Origin of the sequence: Nitrospirillum goiasense, from assembly GCF_034427435.1 — a bacterium.
In the GTDB taxonomy this organism is placed as follows: Bacteria; Pseudomonadota; Alphaproteobacteria; order Azospirillales; family Azospirillaceae; genus Nitrospirillum.
The window spans coordinates 109,682-126,248 of the sequence record NZ_JAXQNP010000002.1; the positions used below are offsets into that span (position 1 = coordinate 109,682).

Here is a 16,567-nt window from a genome sequence, read left to right on the forward strand (position 1 = left end):
GCCGTGATGGGCATGGCGCCGGAATGAGGAAAGGGCCGCACCCCGGCAGGGATGCGGCCCTTCGCTTTACTCAAGCATCCACCCGCCTCAGGCGGCCGGCTGCTCCGTCGGGGTGTCCGGCGGCAGGGCCGGGGCCTCGCCCGCCTGCAGGGCGGAGAGTTCCCGGTCGCGCTCGGCGGCGATCTGCTTCAGACGGTTCACGACACTGCCGGTACCGGCCGGGATCAGACGGCCGACAATGACGTTTTCCTTCAGACCTTCCAGGTTGTCCGACTTGCCCTGGACGGCGGCTTCCGTCAGGACGCGGGTCGTTTCCTGGAACGACGCGGCCGAGATGAAGGAACGCGTCTGCAGGCTGGCCTTGGTGATGCCCTGCAGCACCGGACGGCCGCGGGCGAACCGCAGACCACCCTCGCCCTCGTCCATGCGGGCCTGGACCTTGCGGTTCTCGGCCTCGAACTCGGCGCGGTCGACCTGCTCGGCGATCAGCAGGGTGGTGTCACCCGGCTCGTCGATCTCGACCTTCTGCAGCATCTGGCGAACGATCACCTCGATGTGCTTGTCGTTGATCTTCACGCCCTGCAGACGATAGACGTCCTGGATTTCGTTGGTGAGGTAGGAGGCCAAGGCCTCCACGCCCATGACGGCCAGGATGTCGTGCGGAACGGGGTTGCCGTCCATCAGCAGGTCGCCCTTCTGGACATAGTCACCCTCCTGCACGGAGATGTGCTTGCCCTTCGGGATCAGGTACTCACGCGGCGTCTCGTTCTCGTCGTTGGGGACGACCACGATGCGGCGCTTCGTCTTGTAGTCCTTGCCGAACTCAACCCGGCCATCGATGTCCGAGATGATGGCGAAGTCCTTGGGACGACGGGCTTCGAACAGCTCGGCCACGCGCGGCAGACCGCCGGTGATGTCACGCGTCTTGGAGCTTTCACGCGGGATACGGGCCAGCACGTCACCGGCCTTCACATGCGCGCCATTCTCCACCGACAGGATGGCGTCCACGCTCAGGTAGTAGCGGGCCTCCACGCCGTTCGGCAGCTTGATGATATCGCCGTTGGCGTCGCGCAGGGTCACGCGGGGGCGGAGATCCGCGCCGCGCGGCTGCTGACGCCAGTCCACCACGACCTTGGACGAAATGCCCGTGGCCTCGTCGACCACCTCGCGGATGGACACGCCCTCGACCAGGTCGACATAGTTGGCGGTACCCTCGCGCTCGGTGATGATCGGCAGGGTGTAGGGGTCCCACTCCGCCAGGCGATCGCCCTTCTTCACCAGCACGCCGTCCTCGACCAGCAGCTTGTTCAGCTTGGCGCCGTAGGGGATGCGGTGACGGGCGCGCTCACGACCCTGCAGGTCGAACAGCGCCAGTTCCACGTTACGGCCCATGATGACGGGAACGCCCTCGCCGTTCAGAACCATGTTGCGGTTCTTCACGACGACCTTGGCATCCAGGCTGCTGTCCACGGACGACTGCTCGGCACCACGCTGCGCCGCACCGCCGATGTGGAAGGTACGCATCGTCAGCTGCGTGCCGGGCTCACCGATCGACTGAGCGGCGATGACGCCGACGGCCTCACCGATGTTCACGGTGGTGCCGCGGGCCAGGTCGCGGCCGTAGCAGCAACCGCAGACACCCTCGCGGGTCTCGCAGGTCAGCACCGAGCGGATCAGCACGGTGTCGATGCCGGCGCGCTCGATCAGCTCCACGGCCTGCTCGTCGATCAGGCCGGCGGCCGGAACGAGAACCTTGCCGCTCAGCGGATCAACCACGTCGACCGAGGCGCAACGGCCCAGGATACGCTCGGACAAGGGGGAGATGACCTCGCCGCCGTCGATGACGGCGCGCATGGTCAGGCCCTTGGTGGTGCCGCAATCATGCTCGACGACGATGGCGTCCTGGGCGACGTCGACCAGACGACGCGTCAGGTACCCGGAGTTCGCCGTCTTCAAGGCGGTGTCGGCCAGACCCTTACGGGCGCCGTGGGTGGAGTTGAAGTACTCCAACACGGTCAGGCCTTCCTTGAAGTTCGAGATGATGGGCGTCTCGATGATCTCGCCCGAGGGCTTGGCCATCAGGCCGCGCATGCCGGCCAGCTGCTTGATCTGGGCGGCGGAGCCACGGGCACCGGAGTGCGCCATCATGTACACCGAGTTGACGCCGACGCCGGGGCGGGGCTGCTCGATGACCTTCATCATGGCGCCGGCGACCTTTTCGGTCGTTTCCGACCAGACGTCGACCACCTTGTTGTACTTTTCGCCCTGGGTGATCAGGCCGTCCAGGTACTGCTGCTCGTATTCCTTGACGCGCTCCTGCGCCTCGTGGATCAGCGTCTCCTTCTCGGCCGGGATGACCATGTCATCCTTGCCGAAGGAGATGCCGGCGCGGCAGGCGTGGCTGAAGCCCAGCTTCATCAGGCGGTCGGCGAAAATCACCGTCTCCTTCTGACCGCAATGGCGGTAGACGGCGTCGATGATGTTGCCCACGTCCTTCTTGGTCAGCAGCCGATTGATCATCTGGAAGCCGATCGCCGGGTGGCGCGGCAGGATCTCCGACAGCAGCATGCGGCCGGGCGTGCTCTCCACGCGGGTCACGATGGGGTTACCATCCTGGTCCACGGTGTGATAGCGGGCCTTCACCTTGGAATGCAGGGTGACGACCTTGGCCGCGAGGGCCTGTTCGATCTCGCCGATGTCGGTGAAGGCCATGCCCTCGCCCACGGCGCCCGGCAGTTCCATCGTGATGTAGTACAGACCCAGGACGATGTCCTGGCTGGGGACGATGATGGGCTTGCCGTTGGCGGGCGACAGGATGTTGTTGGTCGACATCATCAGGACGCGCGCTTCCAGCTGGGCCTCAAGGCTCAGCGGGACGTGCACGGCCATCTGGTCGCCGTCGAAGTCGGCGTTGAAGGCGGTGCAGACCAGCGGGTGCAGCTGGATGGCCTTGCCTTCGATCAGGGTCGGCTCGAAGGCCTGGATGCCCAGACGGTGCAGCGTGGGCGCCCGGTTCAGCATGACCGGATGCTCGCGGATGACCTCTTCCAGGATGTCCCAGACTTCGGGACGCTCCTTTTCCACCATGCGCTTGGCCGCCTTGATGGTGGAGGCCATGCCGTACAGTTCCAGCTTGGCGTAGATGAAGGGCTTGAACAGCTCAAGCGCCATCTTCTTCGGCAGGCCGCACTGGTGCAGCTTCAGTTCCGGGCCCACGACGATGACCGAACGGCCGGAATAGTCGACGCGCTTACCCAGCAGGTTCTGACGGAAGCGGCCCTGCTTGCCCTTCAGCATGTCGCTGATGGACTTCAGCGGACGCTTGTTGGCGCCGGTGATGACGCGGCCGCGGCGGCCGTTGTCGAACAGGGCGTCGACAGCCTCCTGCAGCATGCGCTTCTCGTTGCGCACGATGATGTCGGGCGCGCGCAGCTCGATCAGCCGCTTCAGGCGGTTGTTACGGTTGATGACGCGGCGGTACAGGTCGTTCAGGTCGGACGTGGCGAAACGGCCGCCGTCCAGGGGGACCAGCGGGCGCAGTTCCGGCGGAATGACCGGGACGACGTCCAGGATCATCCATTCCGGACGCGAACCGGACTCCAGGAACGCCTCGATCAGCTTCAGGCGCTTCACCAGCTTCTTGCGCTTGGCCTCGCTGGAGGTCTCCTTGAGCTCCTCGCGGACGGTCTTCATCTCCTCTTCCATGTCGATGGCGGAGAGAAGGACCTTGATGGCCTCGGCGCCGATGGACGCGGTGAAGGCGTCCTCGCCGTACTCGTCCTGGGCCTGGATGTACTCCTCCTCCGACAGAAGCTGGTGCAGCTTCAGCGGGGTCAGGCCGGGCTCGGTGACGACGTAGTTCTCGAAGTACAGGACCCGTTCCAGATCCTTCAGCGTCATGTCCATGAGCAGGCCGATACGGCTCGGCAGGCTCTTCAGGAACCAGATGTGCGCGACGGGCGAGGCCAGCTCGATATGGCCCATGCGCTCACGCCGGACCTTGGCCAGCGTCACTTCGACGCCGCACTTCTCGCAGATGATGCCGCGGTACTTCATGCGCTTGTACTTGCCGCACAAGCACTCGTAGTCCTTGATCGGGCCGAAGATGCGGGCGCAGAACAGGCCGTCGCGCTCCGGCTTGAAGGTACGGTAGTTGATGGTCTCGGGCTTCTTGATCTCGCCGAACGACCAGGACCGGATGCGCTCGGGGCTGGCGATCGAGATGCGGATCTGATCGAAGCTCTGCGGCCCCTGCACCTGGCCGATAATGTTCATCAACTCATTCATAAGCCGTCTCCCCTGGGAAGGGCTGGGAATTCTGTATGTCGCAGACCTGGGGGCTGCGAACCGGGAAGCTGCGAACCGGGACGGGCAAGCGCCCCCGGGGAGTTCCCCGAGGGCGCCGTCCCAACTCGACCGGCGATCAGTAGGTCCGCTCGTTCAGCTCGACGTTCAGGCCCAGGGACCGCAGTTCCTTGACCAGCACGTTGAAGCTTTCGGGAATGCCGGCTTCGAAGTTGTCGTCGCCACGGACGATGGCTTCGTAGACCTTGGTGCGGCCGGACACGTCGTCCGACTTCACCGTCAGCATTTCCTGCAGCGTGTAGGCGGCGCCGTAGGCTTCCAGCGCCCAGACCTCCATTTCACCGAAGCGCTGGCCACCGAACTGCGCCTTACCGCCCAGCGGCTGCTGGGTGACCAAGCTGTACGGGCCGATGGAGCGCGCGTGGATCTTGTCGTCCACCAGGTGATGCAGCTTCAGCATGTAGATGTAGCCGACGGTGACCTTGCGATCGAACGCCTCGCCGGTACGGCCGTCGGTCAGCACCATCTGGCCCGAGCTGTCGATGCCGGCTTCCGTCAGCATGCGGACGATGTCGTCCTCCCGCGCGCCGTCGAAGACGGGCGTGGCGAACGGAATGCCGCGACGCAGGTTGCCAGCCAGTTCCAGCACCTCACCATCGGTCAGGTCGCTCACCTCCTCGGTGTAGGCGGCCTCGCCGTAGATGTGCTTCATGCGGCCCTTGATGGCATCCAGGACGGGGGCCTTGGCCTCCGGCTCGGCATGGCGCATCTGGTCCAGCATCTGGCCGATCTGCTTGCCGAGGTTGGCCGAGGCCCAGCCCAGGTGGGTCTCCAGGATCTGACCGACGTTCATGCGCGAGGGCACGCCCAGCGGGTTCAGAACGATGTCGACCGCCTGGCCGTCGGCCAGGTAGGGCATGTCCTCGATGGGCAGGATGCGGCTGATCACACCCTTGTTGCCGTGACGACCGGCCATCTTGTCGCCGGGCTGCAGCTTGCGCTTCACCGCCACGAAGACCTTGACCATCTTCATGACGCCGGGCGGCAGCTCATCGCCGCGCTGCAGCTTCTCGACTTTGTTCTCGAACCGCTCCTGCAGCTTCTGGATGCTCTCGTCGAACACCCGGCCGTAGGCCTCCACGTTCTCCATGATCTGGTCGTTGCCGACCGCGATCTGGCGCCACTGGCCGCGCGACAGGCCGGACAGCAGCTCCTCGGTGATGACCTCGCCCGACTTGATGCCGCGCGGGGCGGACAGCACGGTCTGGCCGACCAGCGTTTCCTTCAGGCGGGTGTAGAAGCTGCGCTCCAGGATCCCCTTCTCGTCGTCGCGGTCCTTGGCCAGCTTCTCGATCTCGGCCCGCTCGATCGCCAGCGCGCGTTCGTCCTTGTCGACGCCGCGGCGGGAGAAGACGCGGACCTCGACCACCGTGCCGGTGACGCCCGGCGGCAGACGCATGGACGTGTCGCGCACGTCGCTGGCCTTTTCACCGAAGATGGCGCGCAGCAGCTTCTCTTCCGGGGTCATCGGGCTTTCGCCCTTCGGCGTCACCTTGCCGACCAGGATGTCGCCCGGCTTCACCTCGGCACCGATGTAGACGATGCCCGCCTCGTCGAGGTTCTTCAGAGCCTCTTCGCCGACGTTGGGGATGTCGCGGGTGATTTCTTCCTGGCCCAGCTTGGTGTCGCGGGCCATGACCTCGAACTCCTCGATGTGGATCGAGGTGAAGACGTCATCGCGCACGATGCGCTCGGAGATCAGGATCGAGTCTTCGAAGTTGTAGCCGTTCCAGGGCATGAACGCGACCAGCACGTTACGGCCCAGGGCCAGCTCGCCCAGGTCGGTCGAGGGACCGTCGGCGATGATGTCGCCCTTCTCCACCCGGTCGCCCACCCTCACCAGCGGACGCTGGTTGATGCAGGTGTTCTGGTTGGAGCGCTGGAACTTCAGCAGGTTGTAAATGTCGACGCCGGGGGCGCCCGCGTCTGTGTCGCCGGTGGCGCGCACGACGATGCGGGTGGCGTCGATCTGGTCGATGATGCCGGCGCGGCGGGCGGCGATGGCCACACCCGAGTCACGGGCGACCGTCGCTTCCATGCCGGTGCCGACCAGCGGCGAGTCCGCCTTGATCAGCGGCACGGCCTGACGCTGCATGTTCGAGCCCATCAGCGCGCGGTTGGCGTCGTCGTTCTCCAGGAACGGGATCAGCGCCGCGGCGACGGACACCAGCTGCTTCGGCGACACGTCGATCAGGTCGATCATGTCCGAGCGGGTCATCATGTACTCGCCGCCCTTACGGCAGCTGATGAGCTCGTCGGTGAAGCGGTTGTCGGCGTCCAGCGTGGCGTTGGCCTGCGCCACCATGTAGCGGCCTTCCTCCATGGCGGAGAGATAGACCACCTCGTTGGTGACGCGCTTGTCCACCACCTTGCGGTAGGGGCTCTCGATGAAGCCGTACTGGTTCACGCGGGCGTACGTCGCCAGCGAGTTGATCAGACCGATGTTCGGACCTTCGGGGGTCTCAATCGGGCAGATGCGACCATAGTGGGTGGGGTGCACGTCGCGGACTTCGAAGCCCGCGCGCTCACGGGTCAGACCGCCCGGCCCCAGCGCCGACAGGCGGCGCTTGTGGGTGATTTCCGACAGCGGGTTGGTCTGGTCCATGAACTGCGACAGCTGCGAGGAGCCGAAGAACTCACGCACCGCCGCCGCCGCAGGCTTGGCGTTGATCAAGTCATGCGGCATGACCGTGTCGATCTCGACCGAGCTCATGCGCTCGCGGATCGCACGTTCCATGCGCAGCAGGCCGACGCGGTACTGGTTCTCCATCAGCTCGCCGACGGAACGGACGCGACGGTTGCCCAGGTGGTCGATGTCGTCGATCTCGCCGCGACCGTCCTTCAGCTCGACCAGGAGCTTCAGGATGGCCAGGATGTCGTCCTTGCGCAGGACGCGCATCTGGTCGTCGGTCTGGAAGCCCAGGCGCGCGTTCATCTTCACGCGGCCCACGGCCGACAGGTCGTAGCGCTCGCTGTCGAAGAACAGGCCGCTGAACAGCGCCTCGGCGCTTTCCAGCGTCGGCGGCTCGCCCGGACGCATGACGCGGTAGATGTCGATCAGCGCGTCTTCACGGCTGGCGTTACGGTCCGCCGCCATGGTGTTGCGGATGTAGGCGCCGACGTTCAGGTGGTCGATGGCCAGGACCGGCACCTCGTCCACGCCGAACTTCTCCAGCTTCTCCAGGGCGGCGGTGGTGATCTCGTCACCCGCCTCGAAGATCACTTCGCCGGTCAGCTCGTTGATGATGTCGATGGCGAGGTAGCGGCCAGCCAGCTCCTCGGTCGGCACCTTCACCTCTTCCAGGCCACCCTCCTGCAGCTTCTTCAGCACGCGGGGGGTCATCTTGGTCTCGCGCTGCAGCAGCACCTCGCCCGTGCGGGCGTCGATGAGGTCGGAGGCCAGCTTCACACCCTTCATGCGCTCGGCGACGAAGGGGGTCTTCCAGCCGTCACCGGCGCGGGAGTAGGTGATGGTGTCGTAGAAGGCCGCGAGCATCTCCTCCTTGGACATGCCCTGGGCCTCGTACGGGGCCAGGCCATGACCGGCCTTCGCACGCTCCGCCCGCAGCTTCTGCGTCTCAGCGCCGTCCAGCGCGAACAGCAGGGTGGTGGCGGGCAGCTTGCGGCGACGGTCGATGCGGACGTAGACGAGGTCCTTGGCGTCGAACTCGAAGTCCAGCCAGGAGCCGCGGTAGGGGATCACGCGGGCGGCGAACAGGTACTTGCCCGACGAATGGGTCTTGCCCTTGTCGTGGTCGAAGAACACGCCCGGCGACCGGTGCATCTGGCTGACGATGACGCGCTCGGTGCCGTTGATCACGAAGGTGCCGTTGGCCGTCATCAGGGGCATGTCGCCCATGTAGACGTCCTGCTCCTTGATGTCGCGGATCGACTTCAGGCCGGTGTCCTCGTCGATGTCGAAGACGGTCAGGCGCAGGGTCACCTTCAGGGGCGCGGCGAAGGTCATGCCGCGCTGCTGGCATTCCTCGACGTCATACTTCGGCTGTTCAAGCTCGTACTTAACGAAGTCGAGCACGGCACGGTCGGAAAAGTCCTTAATCGGGAAAACCGACTTGAACACTTCCTGAAGGCCCAGGTTGGCGCGCTTCTCGGGCGCCGTGTCCATCTGAAGGAAGTGGTCGTAGGAACTCCGTTGAACCTCGATGAGGTTCGGCATGCGGGTCACTTCGGGGATACGTCCGAAGCTCTTGCGAATACGCTTACGTCCCGTGAACGACTTGGCCATGAAATGCGCCTCTCGTGAACTAGGCCCGGGTCAACTGCGCCGGCCGATGGATGCGACGGCAAGCGAACAAGCACAAATAGGCGCGTCCGGCCCCGCCCCATCAGAGGCGGCCGCCGTCCGGCGCCAAACCACTTACACTGCCCTTCCCGCCCCAAATTCCATCGCGGAACCTTCTTCGGGAAGATACTGGAGGGTCAGCATACGACATCCTCCAAAAAAAGGCGACAGCGCCGGGCGACGCTCCCCCATATGGGGAATGCCGTCGTCCAGCGCCATCTTTTTTTCAGAAACGTCCACAGGGGGGCGTTTCTTACTTCACCTCAACCTTCGCGCCGGCGTCTTCCAGCTGCTTCTTAATCTTAGCAGCTTCGTCCTTCGTGGCGCCTTCCTTCACGGTCTTCGGCGCACCCTCGACCAGGTCCTTGGCTTCCTTCAGGCCCAGGTTGGTGATGGCGCGGATTTCCTTAATCACGTTGATCTTCTTGTCGCCGGCGTCGGCGAGGATCACGGTGAATTCGGTCTGCTCTTCGGCGGGAGCGGCGGCTTCAGCGGCCGGGCCGGCAACGGCGGCAACGGCAACGGGAGCAGCGGCGGAAACGCCCCACTTCTCTTCCAGCAGCTTCGACAGCTCGGCGGCCTCGATGACGGTCAGAGCGGACAGCTCTTCAACCAGCTTTTCCAGCTTGGACATGGATGTTCTCCTAAATCAGGTCTTGTCTTGAGAATTACGAAAAGTACGCGAGGCTCAGGCCGCCTCGCCCTTCTTGGCGTAAGCCGACAGCACGCGCGCCACCTGGCCGCCAGGAGCCTGCAGCACACCGGCGATGCGGGTGGCGGGCGTCTGGAGCATGCCAAGCAGGCGACCACGCAGTTCTTCGATGGACGGGAGCTTCGAGAGAGCCTCGATGCCCTTGTCGTCCAGGACGGTAGCGCCCATGCCGCCGCCAATGATCTTGAACTTGTCATTGGCCTTGGCATAAGCGATCGCAACCTTCGCCGCCGCAACCGGATCGCTCGAGTAAGCGATGGCGGTCACGCCGACGAACAGGTCGTCCAGCTTTTCGAACTGGGTGCCCTTCAGGGCGATACGGGCGAGCCGGTTCTTGGTCACCTTGAAGCTTGCGCCAGCGGCCCGCATCTTGCGGCGCAGATCCGTCACCTCGGCAACCGTCATGCCCGACTGGCGGGTCACGACGACCAGGGAGGTGGCGGAGAGCGCCTGATGCAGAGCCGCGATGGTCGCTTGCTTTTCTGTGCGATCCACGGTTCGCCTCCTAACAACTGGGACAGATAGGCGCACGCGCCTTTCTTCCCGGTCCAAATGTAGCCCCGTCCTTCCCCGTGAGGGGTCGTCCGGAACCGGTGAACCTGCCCCAGAAGCGACAAGCCATCCATTCCAAGCGGGCGGTAAGTCCGACCACCTGGCCAATACGCTTGCTACTCCCGTCTATGCCGGCATTCATTAAGCCGCCCCGAACGTCATCCCCCGTGAGGGGCAATCGGTACCGGCTTGGCGCCCGCAGTCTTGGACAGGGTTGGAAGGACGGATCGCTCCGGCCCTCCGCCGACCGCACCGTCCGCTTCCCGAGAGAACCGGACGGCTTGGACGGAAACTCTCTTCAGCCTTAGGCCGAGATCGACGCGACCAGGGCGGCGACGTCGAGCTTCAGACCCGGGCCCATGGAGGAGCTCAGGCTGACCTTCTCGATGTAGGTGCCCTTGGCGCCCGTCGGCTTGGCGCGGTTGATGGCGCCAACGAAGGCCTTGATGTTCTCGGCCAGGGCTTCCTGGCTGAAGCTGGCCTTGCCCACGCCGGCGTGGACGATACCGGTCTTCTCGGCGCGGAACTCGACCGAGCCGCCCTTGGCGGACTTCACGGCCTCGCCGACGTTCATCGTCACGGTGCCCAGCTTCGGGTTCGGCATCAGGCCGCGCGGGCCCAGCACCTTACCCAGACGGCCGACCAGGGCCATCATGTCCGGGGTGGCGATGCAGCGGTCGAAGTTCATCTCGCCCGCCTGGATCTTGTCGGCCAGGTCTTCCGCACCCACCAGCTCCGCGCCGGCGGCCAGGGCTTCGTCAGCCTTGGCGCCACGGGCGAACACGGCGACGCGAACGGTCTTGCCAGTGCCGTTGGGCAGCTGGACCATGCCGCGGACCATCTGGTCGGCATGACGCGGGTCGATGCCCAGGTTCATGGCGATTTCGACGGTCTCGTCGAACTTGGCGGTGGCGTTGCCCTTCACCGACTGGACGGCCTCGTCCAGGGCGTAGAACTTGTTCCGGTCGACGGTGGCGTTAGCCTTCTTGAGACGCTTGCCGGCCATGATCAATCCTCCACCACTTCCAGGCCCATGGAACGGGCCGAGCCGACCAGCATGCTGGCAGCCGCCTCGATGTCGTTCGCGTTCAGGTCCGGCATCTTCGTCTTAGCGATTTCGCGGATCTGCGACATCTTCACCTTGCCCACCGCGGCGCCCTTGCCCACCTGGACAGCGCCCTTGGTGATGCCGGCGGCCTTCTTCAGGAAGTAGGTGTTCGGCGGGGTCTTGGTGACGAACGTGAAGGTGCGGTCACCGTAGGCGGTGATCACGACCGGGATGGGCATGCCCTGCTCCAGGTCGGCCGTCTTCGCGTTGAAGGCCTTCACGAATTCCATGATGTTCAGGCCGCGCTGACCCAGCGCCGGGCCGATGGGCGGCGACGGGTTGGCCTTGCCGGCCGGCACCTGCAACTTGATATAACCGACGATCTTCTTCGCCATGATACGTCCTCAACAACAATCCGGACGGAACCCCAACCAAGGGGCGCCACCCGGATCTGCGGGATGCGTGGTTCGGTCCGCCCCATGGACTTGCGTTCGGGCTCGCCTCCCACGCGGGGAATGGGAAGACGCCCAACCTTCCAAGAGGGTTGGGCGCCGTCCCGCTTAAATCTTTTCGACCTGCGCGTACTCGAGCTCGACGGGGGTCGCACGGCCGAAGATGGACACCGCCACCTTGACCCGCGCCTTGTCCTCGTCGACCTCTTCGATGAGGCCGGTGAACGAGGTGAAGGGGCCGTCCGTGACACGCACGTTCTCGCCCACTTCGAAGTGGATGGAGGGCTTGGGCCGCTCGATCCCTTCCTGGACCTGGTTCATGATGCGCAAGGCTTCCGCCTCGCTGATGGGCTGCGGCTTGCCACCGCCACCCAGGAAACCCGTCACCTTCGGCGCGTTCTTCACCAGGTGCCAGCTCTCGTCCGTCAGCTCCATCTTCACCAGCACGTAGCCGGGAAAGAACTTCCGTTCGGAGTTCACCTTGGCGCCGCGGCGCACCTCGACGACCTCTTCGGTCGGGACGAGGATTTCCTCGAACTGATCTTCCAGACCCTTCTGGGCGGCCTTCTCACGAATCGACTGAGAGACCTTCTTTTCGAATCCGGAATAAACGTGAACGACGTACCAACGAGCGGCCATGACCTTAGCCTCCGATACCGAAAACGAGGCGGACAGCGAACGCGATGATCTGATCGACCGCCAGGAAGAACAGAGACGCGACGATGACCATGAGAAACACCATCCAGGTGGAGATGACCGTTTCCTTGCGGGTCGGCCACGTCACCTTGGCGATTTCACGGCGCACCTCGCGCACAAACTGGGCAGGACTGGTCTTCGCCATAAGGGCTACGCCACCACGTTCAGAGCTACTCGTCATACTGCTGCGGCATCGCTGCCGTCGCCCGGCCCCAAGGGCCGTCCGGACAGGGTCTTCAGCGGGGCGACGTGGCAGGAGTGGAGGGGATCGAACCCCCAACCCCCGGTTTTGGAGACCGGTGCTCTACCAATTGAGCTACACTCCTACGTCGCCGGCCGCAGTTTCCCGCGTCTCGGAGCGCCGGTTTATTCACCATTCGGAACCGCTTGTCCAGATAAAACAGCATGCCCCTCGTATGCGGGGCTGACCTGCGTCAGAACAAGCGGCCGGTGACCCGGCCACACCCTCGAGATACAGCCCACAGGGCCGAAAAAGAGCGGTGTTTACAGGGGTTTGGCCGAACCTTTCCGCGTTGCCCCGGACGGCGGCCACAGGGCCTCCGACGACCCTCCCCTACTTAAAGGAAAGGGGTGCCGCCGGCGGACCGGGGGCACCCCTCACCAAAACACATGGGTACACCCAAGCGTCTACGGATGGCCGCGCACGCGCGACAACCCGCAGGACCCCGAGAGTGGACCTTAGGCGATGATCTTCGCGACCACGCCGGCGCCGACGGTGCGGCCGCCTTCACGGATGGCGAAGCGCAGGCCTTCGTCCATGGCGATCGGGGCGATCAGCTCCACGGTCACCTGCACGTTGTCGCCCGGCATCACCATCTCGGTGCCTTCCGGCAGCGAGACCATGCCCGTCACGTCCGTGGTGCGGAAGTAGAACTGGGGACGGTAGTTGGTGAAGAACGGGGTGTGACGGCCGCCTTCTTCCTTCGTCAGGATGTAGGCTTCGGCCACGAACTTGGTGTGCGGGGTGATCGAGCCGGGCTTGGCCAGGACCTGGCCGCGCTCGACGTCTTCACGCTTCGTGCCGCGCAGCAGCGCGCCGATGTTGTCGCCAGCCTGGCCCTGGTCCAGCAGCTTGCGGAACATCTCAACGCCGGTCACGGTCGTCTTGACCGTGGTCTTCAGGCCTACGATCTCGATTTCCTCGCCCACCTTCACGATGCCGCGCTCGACACGGCCGGTCACCACGGTGCCGCGGCCAGAGATCGAGAACACGTCTTCGATCGGCATCAGGAAGGGCTTGTCAACCGGACGCTCCGGCTGCGGGATGTAGGCGTCGACCTGCTTCATCAGCTCCAGGATGGCTTCCTTGCCAATCTCGGGGCTGCGGTCTTCCAGGGCGCACAGGGCGGAGCCCTTCACGATCGGAATGTCGTCGCCAGGGAAGTCGTAGCTGCTCAGCAGCTCGCGCACTTCCAGCTCCACCAGCTCCAGCAGCTCGGGGTCGTCGACCATGTCGACCTTGTTCATGAACACCACCAGAGCCGGCACACCGACCTGACGGGCCAGCAGGATGTGCTCGCGGGTCTGCGGCATCGGGCCGTCGGCGGCGGACACGACCAGGATCGCGCCGTCCATCTGCGCGGCGCCGGTGATCATGTTCTTCACATAGTCGGCGTGGCCGGGGCAGTCGACGTGGGCGTAGTGACGGTTGGACGTCTCGTACTCGACGTGGGCGGTCGAGATCGTGATGCCACGCGCCTTCTCTTCCGGCGCCTTGTCGATCTGGTCGTACGCGGTGAACGTCGCGCCACCGGTCTCAGCCAGCACCTTCGTGATCGCAGCCGTCAGCGACGTCTTGCCATGGTCAACGTGACCGATCGTGCCGATGTTGCAGTGCGGCTTGGTGCGCTCAAATTTCGCCTTGGCCATGGTCTTATCCGCCTTTGCCTGACAGTCTGAAGTTAAGCTTTAGGATTTCGCGTGGAGCTTTGTACTGGAGCGGGTGAGGGGAATCGAACCCCCGTCGTAAGCTTGGAAGGCTTCTGCTCTACCATTGAGCTACACCCGCCTAAGTCTCTGCCGCTCCATACCCCGGAACTGCTTCGCGCACGCGGGGAACCAGTAAACCCACCCCTCATCCCTGGGGGGCGGTTTTACCGGCAAAATGGTGGAAGGGGTAGGATTCGAACCTACGTACGCTAACGCGGGCAGATTTACAGTCTGCTGCCTTTAACCACTCGGCCACCCTTCCGTCGCCGCGTGTCCGACCGGGGTCGAAAACGGTGGACAGGTGGGTAGGCGTTTCGACCCCCTCCTGTCAACGGGGAAATGTTGGTCGGATGAAAAGACTGCTGCACAAGGGTGCCATGCCTGCGGAAAGCAGTGGCAAGCCTGCACCGCTTGGCGCTAAGGATGGCACCATGAAGCGATCTGGATTTTCAAACCAGGGCCCGTCCCGCACCGGCGGCAACGGCCCCTCAGCCCCCAATTCCCCCCGCCCGCCCCGCGATGGCGGCCGGCCCGCCACGCCCAAAGGTGCCGCGCCCAAGGGCAACGTCCCGGCGGGCGAGCGCGCCCGTGCGCACGAGGCGCGCACCGAAACGCGTGGCGAGCCCCGTGGCGAACCGCGCGGCGCGGCCAAGAAGCCCGCGCCCGGCAAGGTGGCCCCCAAGCCGGGCATGCTCTATGGCCAGCACCCGGTGGTGGCCGCCTGGACCAACCCCGAACGGCGCTGCAAGGCCCTGCTGGCCACGCCGGCCGGCCTGGAGCTGATGACCGAGGCCTTCGCCCAGGCCAAGGCCGCCGGCCTCGCCCGGCCGGAGCCCACGGTGGTGGAGCGCGAGGCGCTGGACCGCCTGCTGCCGGCCGGCGCCGTGCACCAGGGCCTGGTGCTGGACGCCAGCCCCCTGCCCGAGCTGGACATCGCCGACGTCGACCGCGCCTGCGGTGAGACGGACATGGTGGTGGTCCTGGACCAGGTGACCGACCCCCACAACGTCGGCGCCATCCTGCGGTCCGCCGCCGCCTTCGGCGCCAAGGCCGTCATCGTCCAGGATCGGCACGCGCCGGAGGTGACCGGGGTGCTGGCCAAGACCGCCTCGGGCGCGCTGGAGGTGGTGCCCCTGGTGCGGGTGACCAACCTGTCCCGCGCGCTCACGGAGTTGCAGGACGGCGGATTCTTCTGCGTCGGCCTGGCCGAATCGGGGCCCAAGCCCCTGCACGCGCTGGACTTCCCGGGGCGCGTCGCCGTCGTCATGGGGTCCGAGGGCGACGGCCTGCGGCGCCTGACCATGGAACGCTGCGATGCGCTGGCCCATCTGCCCACGCAGCCGCCCATCGGTAGCCTGAATGTGTCGAACGCGGCCGCCGTGGCGCTTTACGAGGTCGCGCGGCGACGCTAAGGTCTGCCCGCGCACGCCGCCGGGCCACCCGGCGGCCCTGGATGCCGGCTTAGCTCAGTTGGTAGAGCAACCGCCTTGTAAGCGGTAGGTCGCGAGTTCAAGTCTCGCAGCCGGCACCAGTTCCCCGTCCCTCCCGCGCCGGGCGCCGAGGGACGCGCAGGGGACGCCCGGGGGACGCACTCAGCGAATCACGTAAGGCTTGTGCCCCAGGTCCAGCCCGATGTTGCCGGCCGGCACCTCGTTGAAGCTGCGATAACGGCCGCCACCCGGTCCCACGACATAGTCGGCCAGCGCGTCGTCATTCACGTAATAGACCGCCTGCGACCGGTAGATGTAATAGCCATCCCGGCTGATCGACACGGTCAGCATGAGTTCGGTGGAGGTGCTGTCCACCGAGGCCAGGGCCGCGTCCAGCGCCAGGCCGCCGGCCGCCGCCGTGATTCCCCAGGGAATGGCATCCAGCATCAGCTTGCCCACGGCCACCCCCGCCCCCAGGGCGGTCAGCGGCCCGGGGACGCTACGGTTGGCGTTGGTGAACCTGGGATGGGCGATGACGTTGACATCGATGGACACCAGCGTCACGTCGGGCTTGGGCTCCATGGCCACGGCGTGCCCGTTCTGGACAAAGGCGGTGGTGACCGCCTGCTGGAAGGCGTCCGCGAACGGGGAATCGCCATGCCGGGTGAGGTACACCTGCACCGGCGGTTTTTGCCCCGTCTGTTCCTGAAGATAGGCGGAAACTGCCGAGGCCACGTCCTTGGACACCAGGATCCAGTGCGCCGCCGTTTCCATCTTGTACTGCGGCGCCGTGACGAAACTGGCGGCCACCGGCCGTTCCGAGCAGCCGGACAGCAACGCCCCCGCCAGCGCCAAACCGCAGAGCGCCGCCGCCGGCAAGGCACGCGCACGAAGACATGACCGGAAGGGAGGGATGGCGCGGAACATGGGGCGGTTCATCTCTGGCGGCTCGATTCTGACCTGGAGGCCCGCCATCACGCGGGCCCGCTATGACCATGGGGCCCGCCGCCGGGCGAGCCCACGCCGTCAATCAAGCAAACGCCGTGCCGCGCCAGGCGA

General features: G+C 65.4%; 12 protein-coding genes and 4 tRNA genes. 2 read left to right on the forward strand and 14 right to left on the reverse strand.

Features of this window, described 5'->3' with window-relative positions; genetic code table 11:
- Positions 1-87 precede the first annotated feature (87 nt).
- The 13 genes from rpoC to ULB03_RS02890 all read right to left on the reverse strand — a co-directional run bounded on the left by rpoC (position 88) and on the right by ULB03_RS02890 (position 14,340).
- Positions 88-4,287, reverse strand: a complete 4,200-nt coding sequence (rpoC, locus tag ULB03_RS02830; protein ID WP_322481795.1) for a DNA-directed RNA polymerase subunit beta' — start codon at positions 4,285-4,287, stop codon at positions 88-90.
- 136 nt (positions 4,288-4,423) lie between these two features.
- Positions 4,424-8,611 carry a DNA-directed RNA polymerase subunit beta gene (gene rpoB, locus ULB03_RS02835; RefSeq protein WP_322481796.1) on the reverse strand — a complete coding sequence of 1,396 codons (4,188 nt, stop codon included), beginning with the start codon at positions 8,609-8,611 and terminating at the stop codon, positions 4,424-4,426.
- Between the two features lie 132 nt (positions 8,612-8,743).
- On the reverse strand, positions 8,744-8,908 hold the full coding sequence (locus ULB03_RS02840; protein WP_322481797.1) for a hypothetical protein: 165 nt from the start codon (positions 8,906-8,908) through the stop codon (positions 8,744-8,746).
- Positions 8,909-8,921: 13 nt separating this feature from the next.
- On the reverse strand, positions 8,922-9,302 hold the full coding sequence (rplL, locus tag ULB03_RS02845) for a 50S ribosomal protein L7/L12 (protein ID WP_145613980.1): 381 nt from the start codon (positions 9,300-9,302) through the stop codon (positions 8,922-8,924).
- A gap of 54 nt (positions 9,303-9,356) precedes the next feature.
- Positions 9,357-9,875: a 50S ribosomal protein L10 gene (gene rplJ / locus ULB03_RS02850; RefSeq protein WP_088871001.1), complete on the reverse strand. Its 519-nt coding sequence runs from the start codon at positions 9,873-9,875 to the stop codon at positions 9,357-9,359.
- A 361-nt stretch (positions 9,876-10,236) separates the two neighbouring features.
- Complete coding sequence (rplA, locus tag ULB03_RS02855; protein ID WP_416211005.1) at positions 10,237-10,944, reverse strand: 50S ribosomal protein L1; 708 nt, start codon at positions 10,942-10,944, stop codon at positions 10,237-10,239.
- Positions 10,941-11,375 carry a 50S ribosomal protein L11 gene (rplK, locus tag ULB03_RS02860; protein WP_040842373.1) on the reverse strand — a complete coding sequence of 145 codons (435 nt, stop codon included), beginning with the start codon at positions 11,373-11,375 and terminating at the stop codon, positions 10,941-10,943. The genes rplA and rplK overlap by 4 nt, the downstream gene beginning before the upstream one ends.
- Before the next feature lie 165 nt (positions 11,376-11,540).
- Positions 11,541-12,071, reverse strand: coding sequence for a transcription termination/antitermination protein NusG (nusG, locus tag ULB03_RS02865; protein ID WP_004271317.1), 531 nt, complete (start codon positions 12,069-12,071; stop codon positions 11,541-11,543).
- A gap of 4 nt (positions 12,072-12,075) precedes the next feature.
- Complete coding sequence (secE, locus tag ULB03_RS02870; RefSeq protein ID WP_145736506.1) at positions 12,076-12,273, reverse strand: preprotein translocase subunit SecE; 198 nt, start codon at positions 12,271-12,273, stop codon at positions 12,076-12,078.
- Positions 12,274-12,378: 105 nt separating this feature from the next.
- Positions 12,379-12,454 (reverse strand) — tRNA-Trp (locus ULB03_RS02875).
- Positions 12,455-12,827: 373 nt separating this feature from the next.
- Entirely contained in the window at positions 12,828-14,018 is a 1,191-nt protein-coding gene (tuf, locus tag ULB03_RS02880; RefSeq protein WP_322481798.1) for an elongation factor Tu, read from the reverse strand.
- Between the two features lie 65 nt (positions 14,019-14,083).
- A tRNA-Gly gene (locus tag ULB03_RS02885) sits at positions 14,084-14,157 on the reverse strand.
- 97 nt (positions 14,158-14,254) lie between these two features.
- A tRNA-Tyr gene (locus tag ULB03_RS02890) sits at positions 14,255-14,340 on the reverse strand.
- 169 nt (positions 14,341-14,509) lie between these two features.
- Between ULB03_RS02890 and rlmB the strand changes: the two genes are divergently transcribed.
- Positions 14,510-15,490 (forward strand): 23S rRNA (guanosine(2251)-2'-O)-methyltransferase RlmB, encoded by a 981-nt coding sequence (gene rlmB, locus ULB03_RS02895; RefSeq protein WP_322481799.1) that lies wholly within the window; start codon positions 14,510-14,512, stop codon positions 15,488-15,490.
- 43 nt (positions 15,491-15,533) lie between these two features.
- Positions 15,534-15,609: transfer RNA gene (locus ULB03_RS02900), tRNA-Thr, on the forward strand.
- A 61-nt stretch (positions 15,610-15,670) separates the two neighbouring features.
- Here ULB03_RS02900 and ULB03_RS02905 read toward each other — a convergent pair.
- The gene (locus tag ULB03_RS02905) at positions 15,671-16,447 is read right to left on the reverse strand and encodes a hypothetical protein (RefSeq protein WP_322481800.1); all 777 of its coding nucleotides are present in this window, start codon (positions 16,445-16,447) and stop codon (positions 15,671-15,673) included.
- Between the last annotated feature and the right edge of the window lie 120 nt (positions 16,448-16,567).

What these genes read in the sequence shown, in the direction of transcription:
- rpoC (WP_322481795.1), bottom strand. Translation starts at nt 4,287, where the DNA reads ATGAATGAGTTGATGAACATTATCGGCCAGGTGCAGGGGCCGCAGAGC.
- rpoB (WP_322481796.1), bottom strand. Translation starts at nt 8,611, where the DNA reads ATGGCCAAGTCGTTCACGGGACGTAAGCGTATTCGCAAGAGCTTCGGA.
- rplL (WP_145613980.1), bottom strand. Translation starts at nt 9,302, where the DNA reads ATGTCCAAGCTGGAAAAGCTGGTTGAAGAGCTGTCCGCTCTGACCGTC.
- rplK (WP_040842373.1), bottom strand. Translation starts at nt 11,375, where the DNA reads ATGGCGAAGAAGATCGTCGGTTATATCAAGTTGCAGGTGCCGGCCGGC.
- nusG (WP_004271317.1), bottom strand. Translation starts at nt 12,071, where the DNA reads ATGGCCGCTCGTTGGTACGTCGTTCACGTTTATTCCGGATTCGAAAAG.
- secE (WP_145736506.1), bottom strand. Translation starts at nt 12,273, where the DNA reads ATGGCGAAGACCAGTCCTGCCCAGTTTGTGCGCGAGGTGCGCCGTGAA.
- tuf (WP_322481798.1), bottom strand. Translation starts at nt 14,018, where the DNA reads ATGGCCAAGGCGAAATTTGAGCGCACCAAGCCGCACTGCAACATCGGC.
- rlmB (WP_322481799.1), top strand. Translation starts at nt 14,510, where the DNA reads ATGAAGCGATCTGGATTTTCAAACCAGGGCCCGTCCCGCACCGGCGGC.
- ULB03_RS02905 (WP_322481800.1), bottom strand. Translation starts at nt 16,447, where the DNA reads ATGAACCGCCCCATGTTCCGCGCCATCCCTCCCTTCCGGTCATGTCTT.